This is a genomic window from Streptomyces sp. WG7 (genome assembly GCF_049975785.1).
Classification (GTDB): domain Bacteria; phylum Actinomycetota; class Actinomycetes; order Streptomycetales; family Streptomycetaceae; genus Streptomyces.
Map to the genome: position 1 here is coordinate 1 of NZ_JBNGGE010000022.1, position 21,206 is coordinate 21,206.

General features: G+C 70.2%; 21 protein-coding genes. 14 read left to right on the plus strand and 7 right to left on the minus strand.

Going from position 1 to position 21,206, the window contains the following annotated elements; translation table 11 throughout:
• Positions 1–478 precede the first annotated feature (478 nt).
• Positions 479–1,402, minus strand: a complete 924-nt coding sequence (locus ACP4J0_RS21680) for an amidohydrolase family protein (RefSeq protein WP_426600316.1) — start codon at positions 1,400–1,402, stop codon at positions 479–481.
• A gap of 252 nt (positions 1,403–1,654) precedes the next feature.
• On the opposite strand from ACP4J0_RS21680, the gene ACP4J0_RS21685 reads away from it, so the two are divergent.
• From ACP4J0_RS21685 to ACP4J0_RS21750, 14 genes are all read left to right on the plus strand, one after another.
• Complete coding sequence (locus ACP4J0_RS21685; protein WP_426600317.1) at positions 1,655–3,058, plus strand: 2-hydroxycarboxylate transporter family protein; 1,404 nt, start codon at positions 1,655–1,657, stop codon at positions 3,056–3,058.
• Positions 3,059–3,098: 40 nt separating this feature from the next.
• Complete coding sequence (locus ACP4J0_RS21690) at positions 3,099–4,175, plus strand: isocitrate/isopropylmalate dehydrogenase family protein (RefSeq protein ID WP_426600318.1); 1,077 nt, start codon at positions 3,099–3,101, stop codon at positions 4,173–4,175.
• Entirely contained in the window at positions 4,175–5,545 is a 1,371-nt protein-coding gene (locus ACP4J0_RS21695; protein WP_426600319.1) for an NAD-dependent succinate-semialdehyde dehydrogenase, read from the plus strand. Before ACP4J0_RS21690 ends, ACP4J0_RS21695 begins: the two co-directional genes overlap by 1 nt.
• A 23-nt stretch (positions 5,546–5,568) precedes the next feature.
• Positions 5,569–6,027 carry a cupin domain-containing protein gene (locus ACP4J0_RS21700; protein ID WP_426600320.1) on the plus strand — a complete coding sequence of 153 codons (459 nt, stop codon included), beginning with the start codon at positions 5,569–5,571 and terminating at the stop codon, positions 6,025–6,027.
• Between the two features lie 19 nt (positions 6,028–6,046).
• Positions 6,047–6,343 carry an antibiotic biosynthesis monooxygenase family protein gene (locus ACP4J0_RS21705; protein WP_403190910.1) on the plus strand — a complete coding sequence of 99 codons (297 nt, stop codon included), beginning with the start codon at positions 6,047–6,049 and terminating at the stop codon, positions 6,341–6,343.
• The gene (locus ACP4J0_RS21710) at positions 6,340–7,344 is read left to right on the plus strand and encodes a GntR family transcriptional regulator (protein ID WP_426600321.1); all 1,005 of its coding nucleotides are present in this window, start codon (positions 6,340–6,342) and stop codon (positions 7,342–7,344) included. The genes ACP4J0_RS21705 and ACP4J0_RS21710 overlap by 4 nt, the downstream gene beginning before the upstream one ends.
• 797 nt (positions 7,345–8,141) lie before the next feature.
• Positions 8,142–9,041 (plus strand): LysR substrate-binding domain-containing protein, encoded by a 900-nt coding sequence (locus tag ACP4J0_RS21715; RefSeq protein WP_426600322.1) that lies wholly within the window; start codon positions 8,142–8,144, stop codon positions 9,039–9,041.
• Positions 9,038–10,141 carry a mandelate racemase/muconate lactonizing enzyme family protein gene (locus tag ACP4J0_RS21720; RefSeq protein ID WP_426600323.1) on the plus strand — a complete coding sequence of 368 codons (1,104 nt, stop codon included), beginning with the start codon at positions 9,038–9,040 and terminating at the stop codon, positions 10,139–10,141. Before ACP4J0_RS21715 ends, ACP4J0_RS21720 begins: the two co-directional genes overlap by 4 nt.
• Positions 10,142–10,184: 43 nt before the next feature.
• On the plus strand, positions 10,185–11,039 hold the full coding sequence (gene catA / locus ACP4J0_RS21725) for a catechol 1,2-dioxygenase (protein WP_426600324.1): 855 nt from the start codon (positions 10,185–10,187) through the stop codon (positions 11,037–11,039).
• Between the two features lie 6 nt (positions 11,040–11,045).
• Positions 11,046–11,330, plus strand: a complete 285-nt coding sequence (gene catC, locus ACP4J0_RS21730) for a muconolactone Delta-isomerase (protein WP_426600325.1) — start codon at positions 11,046–11,048, stop codon at positions 11,328–11,330.
• Positions 11,330–12,085 carry a CoA transferase subunit A gene (locus ACP4J0_RS21735; RefSeq protein WP_426600326.1) on the plus strand — a complete coding sequence of 252 codons (756 nt, stop codon included), beginning with the start codon at positions 11,330–11,332 and terminating at the stop codon, positions 12,083–12,085. Before catC ends, ACP4J0_RS21735 begins: the two co-directional genes overlap by 1 nt.
• Entirely contained in the window at positions 12,085–12,729 is a 645-nt protein-coding gene (locus ACP4J0_RS21740; RefSeq protein WP_426600327.1) for a CoA transferase subunit B, read from the plus strand. Before ACP4J0_RS21735 ends, ACP4J0_RS21740 begins: the two co-directional genes overlap by 1 nt.
• Positions 12,726–13,928, plus strand: a complete 1,203-nt coding sequence (locus ACP4J0_RS21745) for a thiolase family protein (protein ID WP_426600328.1) — start codon at positions 12,726–12,728, stop codon at positions 13,926–13,928. The genes ACP4J0_RS21740 and ACP4J0_RS21745 overlap by 4 nt, the downstream gene beginning before the upstream one ends.
• Positions 13,929–13,952: 24 nt before the next feature.
• Positions 13,953–14,741, plus strand: coding sequence for an alpha/beta fold hydrolase (locus ACP4J0_RS21750; RefSeq protein WP_426600329.1), 789 nt, complete (start codon positions 13,953–13,955; stop codon positions 14,739–14,741).
• Positions 14,742–14,753: 12 nt separating this feature from the next.
• On the opposite strand, the gene ACP4J0_RS21755 is transcribed toward ACP4J0_RS21750, so the two are convergent.
• From ACP4J0_RS21755 to ACP4J0_RS21780, 6 genes are all read right to left on the minus strand, one after another.
• Positions 14,754–15,524, minus strand: a complete 771-nt coding sequence (locus ACP4J0_RS21755) for an IclR family transcriptional regulator (protein WP_403190889.1) — start codon at positions 15,522–15,524, stop codon at positions 14,754–14,756.
• Between the two features lie 74 nt (positions 15,525–15,598).
• Positions 15,599–16,684, minus strand: coding sequence for an FUSC family protein (locus tag ACP4J0_RS21760; RefSeq protein ID WP_426600330.1), 1,086 nt, complete (start codon positions 16,682–16,684; stop codon positions 15,599–15,601).
• A gap of 257 nt (positions 16,685–16,941) precedes the next feature.
• Positions 16,942–17,457 (minus strand): hypothetical protein, encoded by a 516-nt coding sequence (locus ACP4J0_RS21765; RefSeq protein WP_426600331.1) that lies wholly within the window; start codon positions 17,455–17,457, stop codon positions 16,942–16,944.
• Positions 17,454–19,385 (minus strand): primary-amine oxidase, encoded by a 1,932-nt coding sequence (locus ACP4J0_RS21770; protein ID WP_426600332.1) that lies wholly within the window; start codon positions 19,383–19,385, stop codon positions 17,454–17,456. Before ACP4J0_RS21770 ends, ACP4J0_RS21765 begins: the two co-directional genes overlap by 4 nt.
• Positions 19,386–19,425: 40 nt before the next feature.
• Complete coding sequence (locus ACP4J0_RS21775) at positions 19,426–19,560, minus strand: hypothetical protein (protein WP_426600333.1); 135 nt, start codon at positions 19,558–19,560, stop codon at positions 19,426–19,428.
• Between the two features lie 215 nt (positions 19,561–19,775).
• Positions 19,776–21,131, minus strand: coding sequence for an MFS transporter (locus ACP4J0_RS21780; protein ID WP_426600334.1), 1,356 nt, complete (start codon positions 21,129–21,131; stop codon positions 19,776–19,778).
• Positions 21,132–21,206 lie beyond the last annotated feature (75 nt).

Sequence of the window (21,206 nt, forward strand, 5' to 3'; positions counted from 1 at the left end):
TGAACGCGGAGAGGTGTTTCCGCATCACGAGCAGCATGAAGCTGCCCAGGGTGGCGAAGCCGAGGACGGCGAGCATCGTTGCTCCTTGGGGCAGGGTGAGGCCGCCGCCGGGGAGGCGGCCGTGGTGCGATCAACGGGCGGAAGTGGACCCCGCCGCGGCCGTGGGGCTTCTCGGGCGCGGACTACGACGCGGCTCGCGGGGGTCGCGGTGACCGGTGCCTCGGTGTCACGGCGGAATACACGCCGGCAGGACTGTCGCCTCTCACGCGAGGAGGCTTGGTACCTGGACGGAGGCGGTGCGTGCACGAGGGCGGATCCCAGGGGCGCTCGGGGGTCCGCACCGGGCACGACCGGCGACGGGGCACCGGTCAACCGGTTGGCCGGTACACAACTAGAGTCCCGGCTGATCGTCAAGAGCCGCGCCGAGGAAAAGCGTTTTCCGCCGGAGCGGCGATGGCTGCCGCCGGTGGCGGCGAACTCACCAGCCGTAGAGCGTCGCCGGGTTGTCGACGAGGACTTGCCGCAGGCGGGACACGTCGAGGTGTGCGCACAGACGGGTCAGGGAGAGGCCGTCGTCCACGGGCAGGAAGGGCTCGACACGCTCGGGGTCCCGAGTGGCGGGGGAGCCGCCGGTGTGCGGCCAGTCGGAGCCCCACAGGGCCCGGTCGGTGCGCGTGCTGAGAAGGGCTTCGAGGGCCGGCCCGAGATCGTCGTAGCTCCCGCCGGCGGCGGCACGGTACGGCGCGGACAGTTTCACCCAGACGTGACCGGTTTGCAGCAACCGGCACGTACGCGCCAGGCTGTCGGCGCCGCCGCCGTCGGTGCCGGTGGAGGGCTTGATGCCGGCGAAATGGTCGAGGACCACCGGGACGGGAAGCCGGGGAAGCAGGTCGTCGACAGCGGCCAGGGCGGCGGCGTCCAGGTGCAGGTCCAGGTGCCAACCGAAGGCCGCGATCGTCCGTGCCGTGACGCGGATGCGCTCGCGCGCCCGCTCCAGGTCGTTGGAGGCGTTCGCGCCGAGGTTGACACGGACTCCGCGCACGCCGGCCCGGTCCATGGCCCGCAGCTCCCGGTGGTCGGCGTCGGGGTCGATGACCGCGACGCCGCGCGCCGATTCACCCAGCGTGCGCAGGCCGTCCAGGAGTCGGGTGTTGTCGGTGCCGTACGGGCTGGGCTGGACCAGCACGGTCCGGGTGAGCCCCAGGTGGCGGTGCAGGGCGCGCAGCTCGGTGGGGAGGGCGTCGGGCGGGAGGTAGCCGCGGTCGGGCGCGTACGGGTGGCGGTCGGCGGGGCCGAAGACGTGCACGTGGGTGTCGCAGGCGCGGTCGGGGAGGTCCGGTCCCGGACTGTGCCGGGTGCCGAGGACCTCGACGGTGCGGGCTTCGGATGGTGGTGCGGACACGCTGGCTCCTCGCGTGAACTGGGGGTTACGCGGCGAATGTGCCGCGTTCGGACAGTACTCCCGGCCGCCTCTTGGTACAACGGTCTTCCAAAAAACCAAAGGATGTGCTTAACGTACTCCGCAGCAGGGACCTGCCGGGGCGCGGCGAGTCCACTGCTCACCTCGGCGATCACTCGCCACGGACGGCCCGGACAGCCGCGTCACCCGTCCGGGGCCGACCGTCTCCTCCCTGAGCCGCTGTAAGGACGCACCATGTCCGACCTCGCACGCTCCGCGACACCAGCGGAGCACAAGCCACCAGGCGTACCTGGCCGGCGAGAGCGCGACTCCGACGGCTTTCCGTCGGACGACCGCACCTTCAACCTGTGGCACCGCTGCATGGACCGGGACATCGGCATCGTGCCGCTGCCCGTGTTCGTGGTGCTCGCGGCGCTGATCGCCGCCTTGGCCGCCACCGGCCGCCTCACCGGTGAACTCGCCGTGGTCATCGGGATCATGGTGGTCTTCGCCTTCGCGTTGGCCGAGATCGGCAAGCGGGTTCCCGTCCTGCGTGCGGTCGGCGGAGCCGCGATCTTCGTGACGCTGGTGCCGTCTTGGCTCGCCCATCAGGGGTGGATCCCGAAGGCCGCGGTGGAGTCGATCGGAGGGTTCTTCAACGATACGAAGGTCCTGAGCCTGTTCATCGCCTTCGTCATCGTCGGCAGCATCATGAGCATGGACCGCACGGTGCTGGTCCGGGGCTTCGCGAGGATCTTCGTTCCGCTGCTGGCGGGCAGTGTGGTCGCGCTCGTGGTGGGCACTGCCGTCGGCACCGCCACCGGGCTCGGCTTCAAGCACACGGTCTTCTTCGTCGTCGTGCCGATCATGGCCGGTGGCGTCGGTGAGGGCGCCATCCCGCTGACCATCGGTTATGCCGGTGTCCTCGGTGCCGCGCAGGGCGAGCTGCTCGCCCGTGTGCTGCCCGCCATCTTCGTCGGCAACCTGACCGCCGTCCTGCTCGCCGGGCTGCTGAGCCAGGTGTGCCGCAGGCGTCCGAATCTGACCGGCAACGGACGCCTGGACGCCGGCGAGGGCCCCGATCTGCTGGAATCCGCCGAGTCCGGTCCGGGCAAGCGCACGTCGGTGACCGCGCAGCAGGTCGCGGCGGCGGGCATCACCGCCGTCACCCTCTACCTGGCCGGCGTCCTCACCCACAGCCTGCTCGGCTGGCCGGCCCCGGTCGTGATGCTGGTGCTCGCGGTGATCCTCAAGGTCGCCCACGGCGTCACCCCGCGCCTCCAGCACGGCTCGCGGTTCGTCTACGACTTCTGCCTGGCTGCCATGGCCTTTCCGATGCTGTTCACCTTCAGTGCCACCCAGACGCCGTGGGAGACCCTGGTCGAGGGGTTTTCCCCAGCCCCACTGGTGACCTGTGTACTCACGGTGTGCGCCATGGTCGGCACCGGATTCCTCGTCGCCCGCAAGGTGGGTCTCCACCCCGTCGAGACCGCCCTCGTCACGGCCACGCACAGCGGCATGGGCGGCGCGGGGGACATCGCCATCCTGACCGCGGCCGACCGCATGCGGCTGATGCCCTTCGCTCAGATCGCCACCCGCATCGGCGGCGGCATCACCGTGTCCCTGGCCCTCGTGGCCGCGCACACCTTCGGCCTGTGACCGATCCCCTACCTCGCACCTCCCCACTGAAAGGCACCCCGTGAACATCCTCGTCCTACCCGGCGACGGCATCGGTCCCGAGATCACCGCGGCCACCCTCGACGTGCTCGGCGCAGCCGACAAGAAGCTCGGCCTGAACCTGACCTACGAGACCCACGACATCGGCTTCGCGTCCCTCGCCGCCTCCGGCTCGACCCTCCCGGACGCTGTGATGGAACGCGTGCCGCAGGCCGACGGCGTACTGCTCGGGCCGGTCTCGCACCTCGACTACCCGCCGCGTACCGAGGGCGGCATCAACCCCTCGGCCGAACTGCGCACCGCGTTCAAGCTCTACGCCAACATCCGCCCCTGCCGCTCCCACCCCGACCTGAGCATCCTGCGCGAGCCGATGGACCTGGTCATCGTCCGGGAGAACACCGAGGGCTTCTACTCGGACCGCAACATGTTCGCGGGCGCCGGCGAGTTCATGCCCGACGAGGACTCCGCGTTCTCGATCCGCAAGGTCACCGCCACGGCCAGCGAGCGCGTCGCCCGGACCGCCTTCGAACTGGCCCGCGCCCGCCGCAAGAAGGTCACGGCCGTCCACAAGGCCAACGTGGTCAAGCTGTCCGACGGACTCTTCCTGCGAGAAGTGCGCAACGTGGCCGCGGACTTTCCCGACGTCGAACTCGAAGAGCTGATCGTCGACGCCACCGCCGCGTTGCTCATTCGCAGTCCGCGCCGGTTCGACGTCATCGTCACCACCAACATGTTCGGCGACATCCTCTCCGACGAGGCGTCCGAACTCTCCGGCAGCCTGGGCCTGGGCGGCTCCGTCAACGCCTCCGACACCCTGTGCGTGGCCCAGGCCCAGCACGGCTCCGCCCCCGACATCGCCGGCCAAGGCGTCGCCAACCCCACGTCCCTGATCCTGTCCGCCGCAATGCTGCTGGACTGGCGCGGCCGGCGCGACGGCGACGACCGGCTCACGCGCGCCGCGGCCCTGATCACCGGCGCGGTCGGCACCGTCCTGGACAACCCCGCCACCCGCACCCGCGACATCGGCGGCGGCCTCGGCACCGCCGACTTCGCCACCGAGATCGTCCGCACCATCGAGCACACCGGAGAGACCGCCTGATGATCGTTTCCAGCAACCCGGCCACCGGAACCGAACTCTCCCGCCACACCCCGCATACGCCCCAGGAGGTCGACGGCATCCTCGACGCCGCCGCCTCGGCCCAGGCCGCCTGGCGCCGACGGGACATCACTGACCGCACCCCCCTGCTGCGGGAGATGGCCCGCGTCCTGCGCGAGGGCAAGGAGGAGTACGCCGCCCTCATCACCGCCGAGATGGGCAAGCCGGTCACCGAGGCGCGCGCCGAGATCGAGAAGTGCGCCATGACCTGCGAGTACTACGCCGAGCACGCCCCGGCCCAGCTCGCCGACCGGTCGGTCGAATCCAACGCCACCGAGAGCGCCGTCGTCTACGACCCCCTCGGAGTCGTCCTCGCCGTCATGCCGTGGAACTACCCCTTCTGGCAGTTCTTCCGCTTCGCCGCCCCCGCCCTCGCCGCCGGCAACGGCACCCTCCTCAAGCACGCCAACAACGTCCCGCAGTGCGCCCTCGCCGTCGAGGAGGTCGTCCGCAAGGCCGGCGCCCCCGAGGGACTGTGCCGGACCCTGCTGATCGAGGTCGACCAGGTCGCCGGGATCATCGCCGACCCGCGCGTCGCCGCGGTCACCCTGACCGGCTCCACCGAGGTCGGCGCGATTGTCGCCGCCCAGGCCGCCGCCGTACTGAAGAAGCAGGTCCTCGAACTCGGCGGCTCCGACCCCTTCGTCGTGCTCGCCGACGCCGACATCGCGCAGGCCGCCGCCACCGCCGTCAAGGCCCGCTACGTCAATGTCGGCCAGTCCTGCGTCAACGCCAAGCGGTTCATCGTCGAACAGGCCGTGGCCGACGAGTTCGTGGCCGCCTTCACCGCCGCCGCGGCGGCCCTGAAGGTCGGTGACCCGACCGACCCGGACACCGCGATCGGCCCGATGGCCCGTGCCAACCTCCGCGAGACCCTGCACGACCAGGTCCGCCGCACCGTCGACGCCGGCGCCGTCCTCGCCCTCGGCGGCGAGGTCCCCGACGGACCGGGCTGCTACTACCCGCCCACCGTCCTCGACCACGTGACCCCCGGCATGGCCGCCTTCGACGAGGAGACCTTCGGGCCCGTCGCCGCCGTCACCCGGGTCGCCGACGCCGACGAGGCCATCGCCCTGGCCAACCGGAGCGAGTACGGTCTCGGCGCCGCCCTGTGGACGAGCGACCTCGACCGTGCCCGTCGACTCGCCCGCGTCCTCGACGCCGGCGCCGTGTTCATCAACGGCATGGTCGCTTCCGACCCGCGCCTGCCCTTCGGCGGCATCAAGAAGTCCGGCTACGGCCGGGAACTCGGCGCCGAGGGCATCCGCGAGTTCGTCAACACCAAGACCGTCTGGATCGGCCCGGCCGCCTGACCACCCCCAGCCTGGAGAACACCATGCACCACCACCCCACCGACGAGCCCTGCTTCAGCTCCTTCGAGCCCGCGGTCCTGCGCCCGGCCGAGCTGACCTCCTTCAGCCGCGGCGGCGGTGCCCGCACGATCCCGCTGGTCACCCGGGCCGTCGGCGCCGAGGTCTTCCTCACCGGGCAGACCCTCTTCGACGGCGGCGCAGGCATCGCCCTGCACACCCACAACTGCCCGGAGAGCGTCACCATCCTCGAAGGCGACGCCATCGTGGAGATCGACGGTCACGAGCACCACGTCACCCGCTTCGACACCACCTACGTTCCCGCGGGCATGCCCCACCGGTTCCGCAACGCCTCCGCCACCGAGCCGATGCGCATCCTGTGGATCTACGCGTCGGTCGACGCCACCCGCACCATCGTCGAGACAGGCGTCACGGCGCGGGTCGACGCCGAGCACGACAAGGCCGCCGCCGCAGGCCGCGACTGACACCAGGAAGAAGCATCACGTGATCACCGAAATCGCGCAGATCGAGATCCGCCCGGGTCAGGAGCAGGAGTTCGAGGAGGCCGTCGCCAAGGCCCTGCCCTTCTTCCTCGCGGCCGAGGGCTGCGACGGAGTCGACCTGCACCGCAGTGTCGAACACCCTTCGCGCTACCGGCTGATGGTCCGGTGGGAGACGGTCGAGCACCACACCGTCACCTTCCGCGCCTCCGAGGGCTTCGCCCGCTGGCGGGCCCTGGCCGGACCGCACTTCGCGGCTCCGCCGCAGGTCGAACACGTATACTCCGTCCTCGCACCATGACGTCGGCGGCCGGGACCGCACAGCCCGTCCCGGCCGGCCCCGGCACTCTCGCGGAGGCACAGACGATGACCCCGCCCACCACGCGGAAAGGGACGTCCAGGTCGGACGAAGGGGCCGCGCCCACCCCGCTGACGCGCCGGACGGCCGCACGCATCGCGGAGCACATCGCGGCGGAAGGACTGGCCGTCGGCACCCGCCTGGTCGAGCGCACACTCGCGGAGCACCTGAAGGTCTCCCGCTCGCCCGTGCGCCAGGCCCTGCGCCTGCTGGCGGAGGAAGGTGCCGTGGCCCCGGCCGAACGCGGCGGCTACACCGTCGCCCTCTCCGGGCCCGCCCTCACCGAGGCGGCAGTGGGCACGCCGACGGAGGACCACGCCGAAGACGCCTACCTGCGCATCGCCGCGGACCGCCTCGACGAGAACCTGCCCGACCGGGTCACCGAGAACGCCCTCGCCCGACGCTACGACCTCACGCCCGGACAACTCGCCCACCTCCTGCGCCGCATCGCCGTCGAAGGCTGGATCGAACGCCTCCCGGGCTACGGCTGGGAGTTCCAGCCCATGCTCACCTCGATGGACGCCTACCAGGACAGCTACCGCTTCCGCCTGACCATCGAACCCGCGGCCATCCTCGAACCCGGCTTCGTCCTGGACCGCGAAGCCCTCGAAACCGTCCGCGCACAGCAACAGCGACTGGTGGACGGCGACATCCGCACCATCGGCAACGCCGAGCTGTACGACCTCAACAGCCGCTTCCACGAAACCGTGATGGCGTGCAGCCGCAACTCCTTCTTCATCGACGCGCTGCGCCGCGTCGACCGCCTGCGCCGGCTCATGGAGTACCGGCGCTCCCTACAACGCGACCGCGCACTCGTCCGGTGTGCGGAGCACGTGGAGATCGCCGACCTGCTGCTGGCCGGCAAGCGCGACGAGGCATCCGCCTACCTGCGTGACCACCTGTCCTCGGTCGGCGTGGAGAAGGCGAGCCGCCCGGACGGCTGATCCGCCGGCGGGCATGCCCGGTCGCCAAGCGTAGGCAGGTCCGGAGGAGGCCGCGCGTCGACTGTGCGGGTGGCTTCATCCAGTAGGCGGGACTCAGTGTCCGAAGGTATCCGGGCGCCCGAACAGGAGCGCAGCTAGCGGTCCTTCGAGCTGGTGCTGGACTACGCCGAGGTCCCGTCGGGAACCCTTCCGTCCCAGTGGTCGTCGCAATACCCCGTTTCAGGGGATGCGATGTCCTTCAACATCCGGGAGCGGGGCGTAGCGGGCCCCGCCGACCCATGGCACGCAGGTCGCTCCAACCCGAGACGTTGCTTTGTATGAGCGAATTTGATGAGCTTTGCGGCCACGGGCCCATGCCGCTCAAGTGCGTCCATCGTCGTCGATGCCCGTCCATGGCCGGACCGAAGCCGAGGCCCTCTCAGTCTCACGGCCGACCGTCGGATCCGCGATAAAGCGCCACATTGAACTGATCCGTTCGTCATATCCCCACTGTGCACCGCCGAAACGTGCAGCCTTCGACGGCGAAAACGTCCAGCGGTGCGGAGATAAGGCGGTTCGGCGTTTCCCGGCCCGATGACCACACGCCTCGACGAACCCGCACACGGCCGGCTGCGGCTCCGCGTCCCTGTCGCGCACAGGGCGGTCCACCCAGCGGACTGGCGTAGTGCAAAGCGGCTCGGGATCCTCTTCAGTATCTGGAAAGTATTAATCCGTCGCTATCAAGTATTTGTGTTGTATGGGACGGGCTTCTTACGCTGGGGCGGTATCGAGGGCCTCGGTCAACGAAAGGGCATTCGATGGAACTGAGGAATCTTCGATACTTCGTGGCCGTCGCCGAGACGCGTCACTTCGGCAGGGCCGCCGAGCAACTGCACATGGCTCAGCCGCCGCTTTCCCAGGCGGTCCGTCGCCTGGAGGCCGAGCTGGGTGTGGAGCTCTTCACCCGTACGACTCGACAGGTGGCCCTGACCCGGGCGGGCGAGGTATTCCGCACGGATGTGGAGCACATCCTCAAGGCCGTCGACGAGGCGGTCTCCCGGGTGGCGCGCTTCGCGGCCGGCGTGGAAGGAGTACTGAGAGTCGGCTTGACGGGTTCCGCTTCGTATCGACAACTACCCGCACTCGCAAGGCTGTTGAAGCGCGCGATGCCACACGTGATGTTGGAGGTGCACACCGAGATGTTGACTCCTGCCCAGGAGAAGGCGCTCATCGAGCGTCGTATCGATGTAGGTGTGCTGCGTCCCCCGGTGCGCCAGGAGGGCATCCTCCACCGTCCCATCGCCGACGATCCCTTGGTCGTTGCCATGCCTGAACAGCATGAACTGGCACGAGCGGAATCGGTACGGGCGGATCAGCTCAAGCACGAGAGCTTCATCATGTACGGCGCCTCGCTCGGGTCGGTTCTCAACGACGCCGTCGTTCGTACGTGCCTGGGCGCGGGCTACTACCCGCAACTCGCGTACGAGGTCAGCGAGACATCCGCGGCTCTGGCACTGGTCGCCGCCGGCCTGGGGATCGCCGTCCTGCCGGACTCCATCCGCTCCGCACCTCGCGAGGGCGTTGTGTGCAAGGAACTGGTGGACGCCCACTCCGTGCGACTGGACCTGGCGTGGAGGAGGGACGACGACTCCGTGCTACTGCGCAACCTCCTTGAGGTGCTGGAGCGAAACGACGTCTTCCTCGAAGGAGTGGAATGAAGATCATCAAGGTGGAGGCGATTCCGTTCGCCATCCCGTACGCCAAGCCGTTGCGTTTCGCCAGCGGCGAGGTGCACACCGCCGACCACGTCCTGGTCCGGGTGCACACCGACGAGGGCCTCGTCGGCACCGCCGAGGCCCCGCCCCGCCCCTACACCTACGGCGAGACACAGGAGTCGATCGTCACGGTCGTCGGCAAGCTCTTCACCCCGCAGATCCTGGGAATGACGCCCCTGGAACGGGAGTCGGTCCACGAGCGCCTGGACCGGACGGTCGGCAATCCGACCGCGAAGGCCGCGATCGACATGGCGCTGTGGGACATCATCGGGCAGGCCGCGGGGATGCCGGTGTCCGGGCTGCTCGGCGGATACACCGACCGCATGCGGGTGAGCCACATGGTTGGTTTCGCCCCTGCGGAGAAGATGGTCGCGGAGGCGGAGCGCATCCGGGACACGTACGGCGTCACCACCTTCAAGGTGAAGGTCGGCCGCCGCCCGTACACCGAGGACGTGGCCGCCTGCCGTGCACTGCGCGAGGCCCTCGGCGACGACGTGGAGTTGTACATCGACGGCAACCGCGGCTGGACCGCCCCGGAATCCGCCCGCGTCCTGCGCGAACTCGCCGACCTCAACCTGACCTTCGCCGAGGAACTGTGCCCCGCCGACGACGTGCTCGGCCGACGGTGGCTGGTCGAGCGGTGCCCGGTGCCGTTCATCGCCGACGAGAGCGCCACCCGCGCCGGCGAGGTGACCCGGGAACTGCTCGGCGGCTCCGCCACCGCCATCAGTGTCAAGACCGCCCGCACCGGCTTCACCGCCTCCCAGCGGGTGCTGCATGAGTGCGAGGGACTCGGGGTGGAGGTGGTCATGGGCAACCAGATCGACGGCCAGGTGGGCACGCTGTGCTCGGTCGCCTTCGGAGCCGCGCACCGCCACAGCGCCCGCTACCCGGGTGAACTGTCGAACTTCCTCGACATGACCGACGACCTCCTCACCGAGCCGCTGACCATCGAGAACGGCACCTTGCGAGTCCGCGAAGGCGCCGGACTCGGTATCGACATCGACCCCGACAAGCTGGCCCGCTACCGCCAGGACGCCTGACCCGCCGGCACGAGCCGCACCACAAAGGAGAGGGACGGACACCATGACCGACACCACCACCGAGCAGGCCACCGCAGCCGCTTCGGGAGCCGCCGCCACCGAGCAGTTCCGCAACCGCATCGCTCCCGCGGCCGCCGGGTCCGACACCGAGCGCGTCGACACCCTGGTCACCGCACTGCTCACCGCGACGCACGACATCATCCGTCGCCACAAGGTGACCTACGAGGAGTACAACGCCCTCAAGGCATGGCTGATCCAGGTCGGCGAGGACGGCGAATGGCCGCTCTTTCTGGACGTCTGGGTCGAGCACGTGGTCGAGGAGGTCGCCGGCGAGAGCCGTGAGGGCAGCAAGGGAACCATCGAGGGCCCGTACTACGTGCCGGACGCGCCCGCCCTGCCCGCCGAGGCGACGCTGCCCATGCGGGAGGACGAGGCCGGCACGCCGCTTCTCTTCCAGGGCCAGGTCACCGCTGTGGACGGTACGCCGCTGCCGGCCGCGAAGGTGGAGATCTGGCAGGCCGACGACGACGGCTTCTACTCCCAGTTCGCGCCGAACCTGCCCGAGTGGAACCTGCGCGGGACCGTGACCGCCGACGAGACGGGTCACTTCAAGATCCACACGATCCAGCCCGCGCCGTACCAGATCCCGACCGACGGTGCCTGCGGCAGTCTGATCTCGGCGGCGGGCTGGCACCCGTGGCGCCCGGCTCACCTGCACCTCAAGGTCTCGGCGCCCGGACACCAGCTCGTCACCACACAGCTCTACTTCACCGGTGGGGAGTACGTGGACAACGACATCGCCTCCGCGGTCAAGCCCGAGCTGATCCTGGATCCGACCCCGACCGGCAACGGCAAGGACCACGAGGTCACCTACGACTTCGTTCTCGACAGGGCGTGATCGCACATGCTCTTCGCCGTACGCATGGACGTCGACATCCCGCGTGACCTCGACCCCGAGGTCCGCGCGGACCTGGTGGCCCGTGAGAAGGCCTACTGCCAGGAACTGCAGAAGTCCGGAGAGTGGCTGCACATCTGGCGCTGTGTCGGCCAGTACGCCAACATCAGTGTCTTCGACGTCGCCGACAACGAAACGATGCACCGCATCCTCTGGAGCCTGCCTCTCTTCCCGTACATGACGGTCGAGGTGACGCCTCTGGCGCAGCACCCTTCGGATCTGGCGGCCGGCTGATGGACAAGGTGGTGGCCGGCGCTGCTGAGGCGGTGGCTGATGTGCCGGAGGGCGCGTCGCTGGCGGTCGGGGGATTCGGCCTGAGCGGTGTGCCGAACGTGCTGATCCAGGCGCTGTACGAGCGCGGGGTCGGTTCTCTCGCGGTGGTGTCGAACAACTGCGGGGCGATGGAGTCGGGGCTCGCGGTGCTGCTGGCCGCGGGCCGGATCGCCCGGGTGACGGGCTCCTACATCGGGGCGAACAAGGAGTTCGCGAGGCAGTACCTGGCCGGTGAGCTGGAGGTCGAGATGATCCCCCAGGGCACGCTGGCCGAGCGGCTGAGGGCCGGCGGCGCGGGCGTCCCCGCGTTCTACACCCCCGCCGGGGTGGGCACGCAGGTCGCCGACGGCGGGCTGCCGTGGCGCTACGACGGTTCCGGCGGGGTGGCGCTGGCGTCGCCGCCCAAGGAGGTCCGGGAGTTCGACGGGAACGAGTACGTGCTGGAGCGGGGCATCCGCACCGACTTCGCGCTGGTGCGGGCCTGGAAGGGCGACCGGCACGGGAACCTGGTGTTCAACAAGTCCTCGCGGAACTTCAACCCGCTCGCGGCGATGGCCGGCAAGGTCACCGTCGCCGAGGTCGAGGAGCTGGTCGAGCCCGGCGAGATCGAGCCGGACGCGGTCCACCTGCCGGGCGTCTTCGTCCAGCGCGTGATCGCGCTCACCGCCGAGCAGGCCGCCGACAAGAAGATAGAGAAGCGGACGGTGAGCAGCTGATGGCCTGGACACGTGAGGAGATGGCTGCCCGGGCCGCGCTGGAGCTGGAGGACGGCCAGTACGTCAATCTCGGCATCGGCCTGCCCACCCTGATCCCCAACCATCTCCCGGCAGGCGTCGAGGTCACCCTCGAATCCGAGAACGGCATCCTGGGGACCGGCCGGTACCCGACCGAGGACGCCGTCGACGCGGACCTGATCAACGCGGGCAAGGAGACGGTCACCGTCCTGCCGGGCGCCTCCTTCTTCGACTCGGCGCTGTCCTTCGGGATGATCCGGGGCGGGCACATCGATGTCGCGGTGCTGGGTGCCATGCAGGTCTCGGCCGGGGGCGACCTGGCGAACTGGGCGATCCCCGGGAAGATGATCACCGGGATCGGCGGGGCGATGGACCTGGTCCACGGCGCCCGCACGGTGATCGTGGTGATGACCCACACCGCCAAGGACGGCTCGCCGAAGATCCTCAAGGAGTGCGGGCTGCCGCTGACCGGCAAGGCGTGCGTGGACCGGATCATCACCGACCTCGGCGTCCTGGACGTCACCGACGACGGACTCGTCCTCGTCGAGTGCGCGCCCGGCGTGAGCGTCGAGGACGTCACCGCCAGGACCGATGCCGAGCTGAGTGTCGCGGAGGACATGAAATGAAGACCGTCTACCTCGTCGACGCGGTGCGCACCCCGTTCGGCAAGTACAACGGCTCGCTGGCCGCCGTGCGCCCGGACGATCTCGCCGCGCACGCCGTCCACGAGCTGCTGGCCCGTACGCCCGGCCTGGACCCGTCCCGGATCGAGGACGTGTACTTCGGCAACGCCAACGGCGCCGGCGAGGAGAACCGCAACGTCGCCCGCATGGCCGCCCTGCTGGCCGGCCTGCCCACCTCCGTGCCCGGCGCGACCGTGAACCGGTTGTGCGCCTCCGGTCTGGAGGCGGTCATTCAGGCCGCCCGTGCCGTCGCGGTCGGGGACGCCTCGATCGTGCTCGCGGGCGGCGTGGAGTCGATGACCCGGGCCCCGTACGTGCTGCCCAAGTCGGACCGGCCGTTCCCGGCCGGGCACGCCGAGCTGTACTCGACCACCCTGGGCTGGCGGATGGTCAACCCGAGGATGGACCCGCAATGGACCATCCCCCTCGGCGAGTCGGCGGAGCTGATCGCCGACAAGCACAAGATCGGGCGGGAGCAGCAGGACGAGTTCGCCCTCGCCTCCCACCGCAAAGCCGCGCAGGCGCAGGCGGACGGCCTGTTCGACGTCGAGCTCGTGCCGGTGCCGGTGCCGCAGCGCAAGGGCGATCCCGTCGACTTCGCCGCCGACGAGTGCGTCCGCCCGGACGCGTCCCTGGAAGCGATGGTGAAGCTCAAGCCGTCCTTCCGCAAATCCGAAGGCACCGTGACAGCGGGGAACGCCTCGCCGCTCAACGACGGCGCCGCCGCGCTGCTGCTGGTCGACGAGGAGGGACTGAAGGCCACCGGCCGTGAGCCGCTGGCGCGGATCTCCGCGACCGGGGTGTCCGCGATCGACCCCCATTACTTCGGACTCGCCCCCGTCGAGGCGGTCAACCGGGCGCTGGCCAGGGCCGGCAAGACCTTCGCCGACCTGGACGTGCTGGAGCTGAACGAGGCGTTCGCCGCGCAGGTCCTCGGCTGTGTCGCCGAGTGGCCCGAGTTCGACCCGGCGGTCCTCAACCCGCAGGGCGGGGCAATCGCCCTCGGCCACCCCCTGGGCGCCTCCGGCGCCCGGCTCGCCGGGACCGTCGCCCACCAGCTCGCCCGCCAGGGTTCCGGCACCGGCGTCGCCACCCTCTGCATCGGCGTCGGCCAGGGCCTCGCCCTCGTCCTCGAACGCTGATCGTTCCCGACATCAGGAGCTCGCTTGACCACTGACCGATCCCGACTCGACCACGACGTCTGCGGACCGCCGGACGCACCCCTGCTGGTGCTGGGCCCATCGCTGGGCACCTCACGAACCTTGTGGGAGCCGTACGTCGGCGACCTCGCCGACAGATATCGCGTACTCCGTTTCGATCTGCCGGGTCACGGTGATTCCCCGGCCCGGGAGCTGGTGGATACGCGCCCCGGACGCACGACGGTGGCGGCCCTCGCCGACCTTGTCCTCGCGTTGGCGGACGAGCAGGGCCGGGAAACCTTCTGCTACGCGGGCGTCTCCCTGGGCGGAGCGATCGGCACCTGGCTCGCGGCCAGGCACCCCGACCGGATCAGCGCACTGGCCCTGATCTGCACCTCCGCCCACTTCGGTGGCCCGGAGCCCTGGCTCGACCGGGCCGAGCTGGTGCGCCGCGAAGGAATGAAGCCACTGGTGGAGAGCAGTCCCGCCCGGTGGTTCGGGGACGCCGGGACGGCCGAGTCCGAGTTCGGCCGCTCGCTGGTGCGTGGCCTCACGACGGTGGACCCGGCCGGCTACGCGGCCTGCTGCGACGCCCTCGCGACGTTCGACGTGCGTACTGAGCTGCCGAACATCCAGGCCCCCACCTGGGTCGTCGGCGGCGAGCGGGACGTGGCCACACCGCTCGAGCACGCTCGTGAACTCACCGACGGCATCCCCGGCGCCGTCCTGAGGACCGCCGACTGTGCTCACCTGGCCCTGGAGGACCCGGCCGCGGTTCGGGGCGTACTGGACGCCGTCCACGCACCGGCCGGCTGAACCGCCGCCCACTCAGGTGAAGTCCGTCGCCCCGATCGACCGGGTGAACCGGTGACTCACCTCCCGAAGCAGCGCCGCGTATCTCGCGGGAGCAGCGCGGTGCAGCGGTGCGGTCACCGACATGGCGGCGATGACGGGGCCCGTGGCGCCGTACAAGGGGATCGCCACGCTGACGTGCCCGAGGCGGGCCTGCTCACTCTCCACGACGTAACCGAGGCTCCGTGCCCGCTCGAGCTCCGCGGCCAGGGCCCCGGGCGTGCTCACCGTGCGCGGCGTGATCCTTTTCAGGGGCGCGGCCAGGACCTCGTCGAGCAGGGACGCGGGACCGAAGGCGAGGAACACCTTTCCGGTCGCCGGGCCGTGCAGGGGCATCCGGCCGGCCACCCGTGACGGCCAGGCCACCACCCCGTGCCCGTACACCTTCTCCAGATAGAGGACGTCGAGGCCGTCGGGGATCGACAGATGGACCGTCTCCCTGGTCGCCTGATGCAGATCCTCCATGTACGGGCGGGCGGTGTCGCGCAGGATGTGTTGCCGCGGGACGCGCTGCCCCAGCTCGAACAGGGGCAGCCCGAGTCGGTAGTCCTGACCGTGGCGTTCCAGGACGCCCCAGTCCAGCAGCTCCTGGGCCAGCCGGTGGACGGACGCCTTGGCGACGCCCGAGCGGCGTGCGATCTCCGAGAGACTGAGACGCTGGTCGTCGTGGGAGAAGGACTCCAGGATCAGCCGGACCTTGCCCAGCACACTGTTCCGCGCCGGCTGGGGGTTCACTTCGTGTCCCACTCGGTCCCCTCACATGTCTGACGTGCTCCGCCGGCCCGGGCGTCCGGTATCGCCATGCCACCCGTCACCCGCCCTCATCCTCCCGCGCACGCCGGAACGCGCCTCGCGGAGGAGCGCACCACGCGCAGGAGCACGACCGAGACGAGCACGCCCACCGCGGTCTCCACCACCCGGTCGACGAGAAGCGACCGGAGCGGCGTCGGGGAGGCCAGATGGATGGTCAGCAAGGCGGTCGGGGTGATGCCGATGACGGCGATGCCGTAGTGGCGGGCGATGAACAGCTCGGCCAGCAGCATGGAGGCCACGACGGCGATCCACAGCACCCACGTCGGTGGACCGGGTGCGAGCAGCAGATAGGTCACGGCGATGCCGGCCAGCGTGCCCACGAAACGCAGCGTGGCCCGGGCGGCCTGTACGACGACGGTGGCACCGGCCAGGGGGATCGTGGCCGCCACTCCCGCCCACGACGGGTGGCCGAAGCCCGCCAGGACGGCCAGCACCGTGGCGAGGAACGGACCGGCCGTGTAGCAGAAGACCTCCCGGACCGCCATCGGATCGCTCCGCAGGGCCAGGTAGGTCGTGGGGAGCCGGCCGGTCCGCTCCCGGTCGTCCCTGGGGAAGAGCCGCCCCAGCTGACCGATGGCCACACCCAGCGCGGCGGAACCGGCGGTGACGCACGCGGCGGGTACGAGATCGGCCGCGGTGACCGGCATCGAGGCGGTCGCGCCGGCGGCGAAGACCAGGAAGACGGACGGGGCCGGCGCCCACCCGTGGCGTCTGGCCAGGAGCAGGCCCGTACCGGAGACGAACATGAGGAGGAGGGCGGTCAGGACCCCGCCGGGGCGGGCGAGACCGACGGCGGTACCGAGCACCGCGGTGGCGGTCAGCGTGATGCCGACGCCCACCTGGGTCTCCAGGCGGGCCCGCCAGGTGGCGTGCCGGCCGTAGACGGCGACGAAGCAGCCGAAGCTCGCGTAGCCGAGCCATTCGGGGCGGCCGGCCGCCAGCACGTACGCGGACGGGACGGCGACACCGAGCGCGGCCCGCAGAGCCCCCCAGTGGGCTGTGGCGTGCGGGTGCACGGTCACCAGTTCCCGCCAGACCTGTCCGAGGTGCGACGCGCCGCGGTGCCGTCCCTCTCCGGCCGTCCAGCCGCTCATCTGAGACCGTCCCCTCTGCGTGTTCACCGCCCGCTTTCGTGGAATGCCGCCGAGCAGGCCGCACAGCCTCGTGGATCGTGAGGAGCCGGAAGGTCTCGGGGCGGGCATGCCCGGGTGCCCGCAGGCGTGTCGGGCGCGGGTGTGCGGGGCGGTGTGCTGACCGATGACTTCTTGGTATCACGCAGGTGCGTTCCGTTGAGCGGACCTGTGGTCCGCTCAACGGAACGGGGTGGTTCACGTCATAGCAGGGGTGCGGCTCAACCCGCGAGCATGGCACTCATCGCCGCCGCCGACACCGTGCCGGTCACGAGTTCCCAGCGCAGTGCGGTGCGGCAGTGCGGCCCCGCTCTCCGGCCGCTGAACGCGATGCAACCGACATACACCAGGCCGCAGAGCAGTGCGGCGGACACGGCGAGGACGGGCGGCCACAGGGCGATGCGCGTACCGTGCCCCGCGGTGTGGAAATGTCCCCCGGCCATGCCGGGGGTGAGCGCGCCCGTCACCGCCAGGTGCAGCGCCCGGGCCGCTCCCAGCGACGAGCCCCGGCAGGTGAGCAGGACGCCCGCGGCGAGGACGAGGAGGACCACCGCCCAGGCGTTCGCGGTCAGCAGCTGACAGCCCAGCGCCATCACGTCGACCATCCCGGCCAGCATCACCGTCATCGCGGCGGCGCCCGGCAGATCGGCGCCGTCGCGGGACGACAGAAGGCAGCGGCCGGTGCCGACGGCCGCGGCGAGCAGCGCGGCGGCCGTCAGCAGGTGTGGCACGGTCACTCGCCCGGGTGGCAGCAGGTGTCACCGGACGACGCGGCGTCCGCGGGGCCGTGTGCCGAGGTGCTCGCCGGGACGTCGAGCGCCGGGTTCTTGTCGAAGAAGTTCACCGGCAGCAGGTGGAACCCGGCCTTCTCCACGGGCATGACCGGCCAGTCCTCCGCCCGCGGGATGTGCGTGACACCCAGTGTGTGCCAAAGGACCACGTCGCTGTCCTGGACGTGCCGGTTCCCGGCCGTCCAGGCCGGCAGCCCGGCACCGGAGCGGTCCTGGTTCGGATACTCACCCGCCGAACGGATCTCGTCCTGCTGATACGGAGTCACCCACATGTTGCGGGCGGCGAATCCCGCACGCTTGGCGACCATCGCCGGGGGCTGCGCGAGCATCGTGGCGGAGGCCCACCCAGGAAGGAGCTTGTAGCCCACGGGCATGCCCCACCTGTTCTTCTTGTGGGGGTTGACTACGGTCCAGCTGCGTGACGTGTGCGGATTGGTGAACCAGTCGCCGTCGTTCTCGTGGGCGATCAGGGTCTTGGTCAGACCGATGGCGTTGCCGTGCGGGTTCGCCTCGCCCACCGGCAGGGAGTGGCTGTCGTTCTGGAACACCGAGTTGCGCCAGCCGTCGACCTCCATGTCCAGCCGGAACGAGAAGAGGTGCTGGTGGTAGGTCGCGATCAGGTTCGGTGCGACGGGGGTGCCGTGCGCGTACGTCTCGCCGTCCTCGACGGCGCGGGTCTGCACGATGCCCAGGAGCTTGACCTCCACCTCGATCGACGCGTCCTGGTAGAAGTTCCAGTAGAAGCCGTAGTGGTAGTTGCCCACGGTCGCGATGGAGCTCACCACGAGCCGGCGAGAGCGGCGGACGTCCGCCTCGCCGGTGACCCAGTCGGTGTGCTTCCAGAGGATGCCGGCGTCCTCCTCATGGATGCAGACGGCGTTCTCGATCGTCGTGGGCTCGCCGTTCTCGTCGGCCAGGACCGCGTCCAAGTAGACGATCTCACCGAGGCAGTCGCAGCCCAGGCGCAGCGAGTTGGCCAGCTTGCCCAGCCCGTACTCGCCGGCGTCGAAGGCGCTGCGCCAGTAGTGCTCCGCGTGGGGGTCGCCGTAGGGCACCACCATCTCGGAGAGCGAACCGCGGTGCATCACGGAGCGGTACTCACCGTCGTCCAGGTACTCCGCGCCGTGGATGACGAGCCCTTCCAGCGGGTGCATGTTGATCCGGAAGCGCCATTTCTGCCAGGTCAGCTGCGGCCCGTCCAGCCGGAACCCGACACCTCGGGGCTGTGTGATCTCCAGAGGTGCCACATCGGTGCGCATCGGCTGGTTGTGTTCAGCCGTGTAGTTGCTCGGCTCGGGGTTCATCGGCCGCACCCCGAAGTCGTGCACCGCGACCACTTCGCGTGCCACGAGGTCGACAACGGCGATCACACCCTCGACGGGGTGGGGGTAGGGGTTGTCGCCGGGGAAGTGCCGCAGGTAGGAGGTGGTGCCCCACAGGCGCTTGCCCTCGACCTCGAACTCGGCGCGGTTGGCGACTCCCCAGGGGTCCAGCTGGACCAGGCTCAGGTCCGTGATGCCCCGTTTGGCGAGGGCCTCGATGTACCGGGTGTCGTTCTTGATCATGTCGGCGACCAGTTCGAACTCCGACTCCAGCATCGGCACGCTGCCGTGCTCCACTTCGGTGGACGAGACGACCTTGTCGGTGTCCAGGTCCACCACCACGTCGTAGGAGGTTCCGGTGTCACGGTCGAGCACCATGGCACGCGCCCGGCGTGACACGGTCTCGCCGTCCCGCAGGAGGTGCTTGTCCGGCTCGTCGGTGAAGACGGCAGCGAAGCCGGGACGCGAGCCGCCGATCCTCTCGCGGCGGACGGCGGCGGAGGCGCGCTGGATCTCGTCGGCCGTCAGGGCGTCGAACAGAGAACTGTGCACAGGTGCTTCCTTTCTGAGGGGGCGGCCGGCGGGTGCGGGCTCAGGTGAGGTGGGCGAGGACCGCCTCGATCCATGGCGGGTCGTCGTACGGCAGGCCGCGGGGCTTCGGGCCGAGGGCCTCCTCGACGGGATCCTGACGCGGTCCCCGCGACTCGGTGAGGACACCAGCAGACACACTCGGCGGCCCGGTGTGATGGCGCCGGTCCGCTGAGCGGACCGGCGGACGGGACACCAGGAGGTCGGTCAGGAGACACTGGAGCAGGCGCGGCGCACGGGACGGACAGTGCCCTTCCCGACATGACCGCGGGGTCGACGTGGCCGTGCCGCCCTACCGCCGTCGTGGTTCTGCGATGACCAGCCCCGCGGGCCCTGAGACGACGACAAGGCGGGTCAGTCGACCGCCGGGACCGGTTCGGGCACCGCGGCCGGGTGCCGTCGCAGCCGGGCCGGAGAGGTCTCCGGAAGGGCGAACAGGCAGAGCAGGGAGACGACCAGCAGGGCCGCCAGATAGTAGCCGACGTTGAGGGCGTTTCCCGACGAGGAGATGATCCGGTTGGCGATCATCGGTGAGATGCCGCCGCCGAGGACCGCGCCGACGTGGAACCCGACCCCGAGACCCGACTGACGCTGCTCACGGGGGTACAGCTCGGCGAAGTAGGTGTACATGGGGCCGAACAGCACACCGGTGACGGTGAACCCGACGATGACGGCCGTGTTGACGGCGGCGACGGTGCCCGACGAGGTGACGTGGAACATGAACAGGGCCGAGGCGAGGGAGAGCACGGCTCCGGTGATCATGACGGGTTTGCGCCCCACGCGGTCGGAGAGCCAGGCGGAGCCCACGTTCGTCAGGGCGTGACAGACGAGTGCGATCAGACTGCCGTTCACGATCGGCTGGCGGGGCAGGCCGAGGCCCTCCGGGGCGTCCGCGGTGGCGTACGACAGCATGAAGGTGGCCAGGGCGAAGGTGCTGGCGTTGAGGCCGATGTTGACGCCGGCGGTCAGCGCGACACGCTTCCAGTTCGTCCGCAGCACCTCCTTCAGCGGCATCCGCGCAGGCCCCCGGTCCTTGCCGTCGGCCTGCGCCATGGCCTCGAACTCCGGGCTCTCCGTGACACCCTTGCGGATCCACAGGCCGACCAGCACGACCAGACCGCCCATCAGGAAAGGGATGCGCCATCCCCAGTCGGTGACCGACCGGTCGGGCAGGAGCAGCACCAGGGCGAAAGCCACGTTGGCCAGGATCACGCCCACGGGAGAGCCGATCGCCACGAACGAGCCGTACAGACCCCGGCGTTCCGCCGGGGCGTGCTCGATCGCGAAGACCGCGGCGCCCGCGTTCTCCCCGCCCCGCGCGAGGCCGTGACACAGGCGCAGCAGCACCAGCATGACGGGCGCGGCGATGCCGATGGCCGCGTACGACGGCAGGACCCCCATGCCCAGCGTGGCCGCACCCATCAGGACGAACGCGCCGAGCAGGGCGACCTTGCGGCCCCGCCGGTCACCGATCGAACCGAACAGGGCGGCGCCGAGGGGCGCCATCACAAACCCTACGGCGAACGTGGCCAGGCTCATGAACGTGCCGAACCAGGCGTCACCGGTCTTGAAGAAGACGTCACCGAACACCAGGGCGGCGGCGGTGCCGTAGATCGCGAAGTCGTAGAACTCCAGTGAGGTGCCGACACCGGCCGCCATGCCGATGCGCAGGACGCTCGGCGAGGGGGCCGCAACCCGAGAGGAAGCCATGGGTCTCCTAGGACAGGGGAGAGGGGACGACGGGAGCCCATGGACAGGGCACCCCGGAATGACGCGTGCGGGCGC

Bases quoted from the DNA above. Each gene is read 5' to 3' on its own strand.
- ACP4J0_RS21685 (WP_426600317.1), top strand. From the start codon at position 1,655: ATGTCCGACCTCGCACGCTCCGCGACACCAGCGGAGCACAAGCCACCA.
- ACP4J0_RS21695 (WP_426600319.1), top strand. From the start codon at position 4,175: ATGATCGTTTCCAGCAACCCGGCCACCGGAACCGAACTCTCCCGCCAC.
- ACP4J0_RS21700 (WP_426600320.1), top strand. From the start codon at position 5,569: ATGCACCACCACCCCACCGACGAGCCCTGCTTCAGCTCCTTCGAGCCC.
- ACP4J0_RS21710 (WP_426600321.1), top strand. From the start codon at position 6,340: ATGACGTCGGCGGCCGGGACCGCACAGCCCGTCCCGGCCGGCCCCGGC.
- ACP4J0_RS21715 (WP_426600322.1), top strand. From the start codon at position 8,142: ATGGAACTGAGGAATCTTCGATACTTCGTGGCCGTCGCCGAGACGCGT.
- ACP4J0_RS21720 (WP_426600323.1), top strand. From the start codon at position 9,038: ATGAAGATCATCAAGGTGGAGGCGATTCCGTTCGCCATCCCGTACGCC.
- catA (WP_426600324.1), top strand. From the start codon at position 10,185: ATGACCGACACCACCACCGAGCAGGCCACCGCAGCCGCTTCGGGAGCC.
- catC (WP_426600325.1), top strand. From the start codon at position 11,046: ATGCTCTTCGCCGTACGCATGGACGTCGACATCCCGCGTGACCTCGAC.
- ACP4J0_RS21735 (WP_426600326.1), top strand. From the start codon at position 11,330: ATGGACAAGGTGGTGGCCGGCGCTGCTGAGGCGGTGGCTGATGTGCCG.
- ACP4J0_RS21740 (WP_426600327.1), top strand. From the start codon at position 12,085: ATGGCCTGGACACGTGAGGAGATGGCTGCCCGGGCCGCGCTGGAGCTG.
- ACP4J0_RS21745 (WP_426600328.1), top strand. From the start codon at position 12,726: ATGAAGACCGTCTACCTCGTCGACGCGGTGCGCACCCCGTTCGGCAAG.
- ACP4J0_RS21760 (WP_426600330.1), bottom strand. From the start codon at position 16,684: ATGAGCGGCTGGACGGCCGGAGAGGGACGGCACCGCGGCGCGTCGCAC.
- ACP4J0_RS21780 (WP_426600334.1), bottom strand. From the start codon at position 21,131: ATGGCTTCCTCTCGGGTTGCGGCCCCCTCGCCGAGCGTCCTGCGCATC.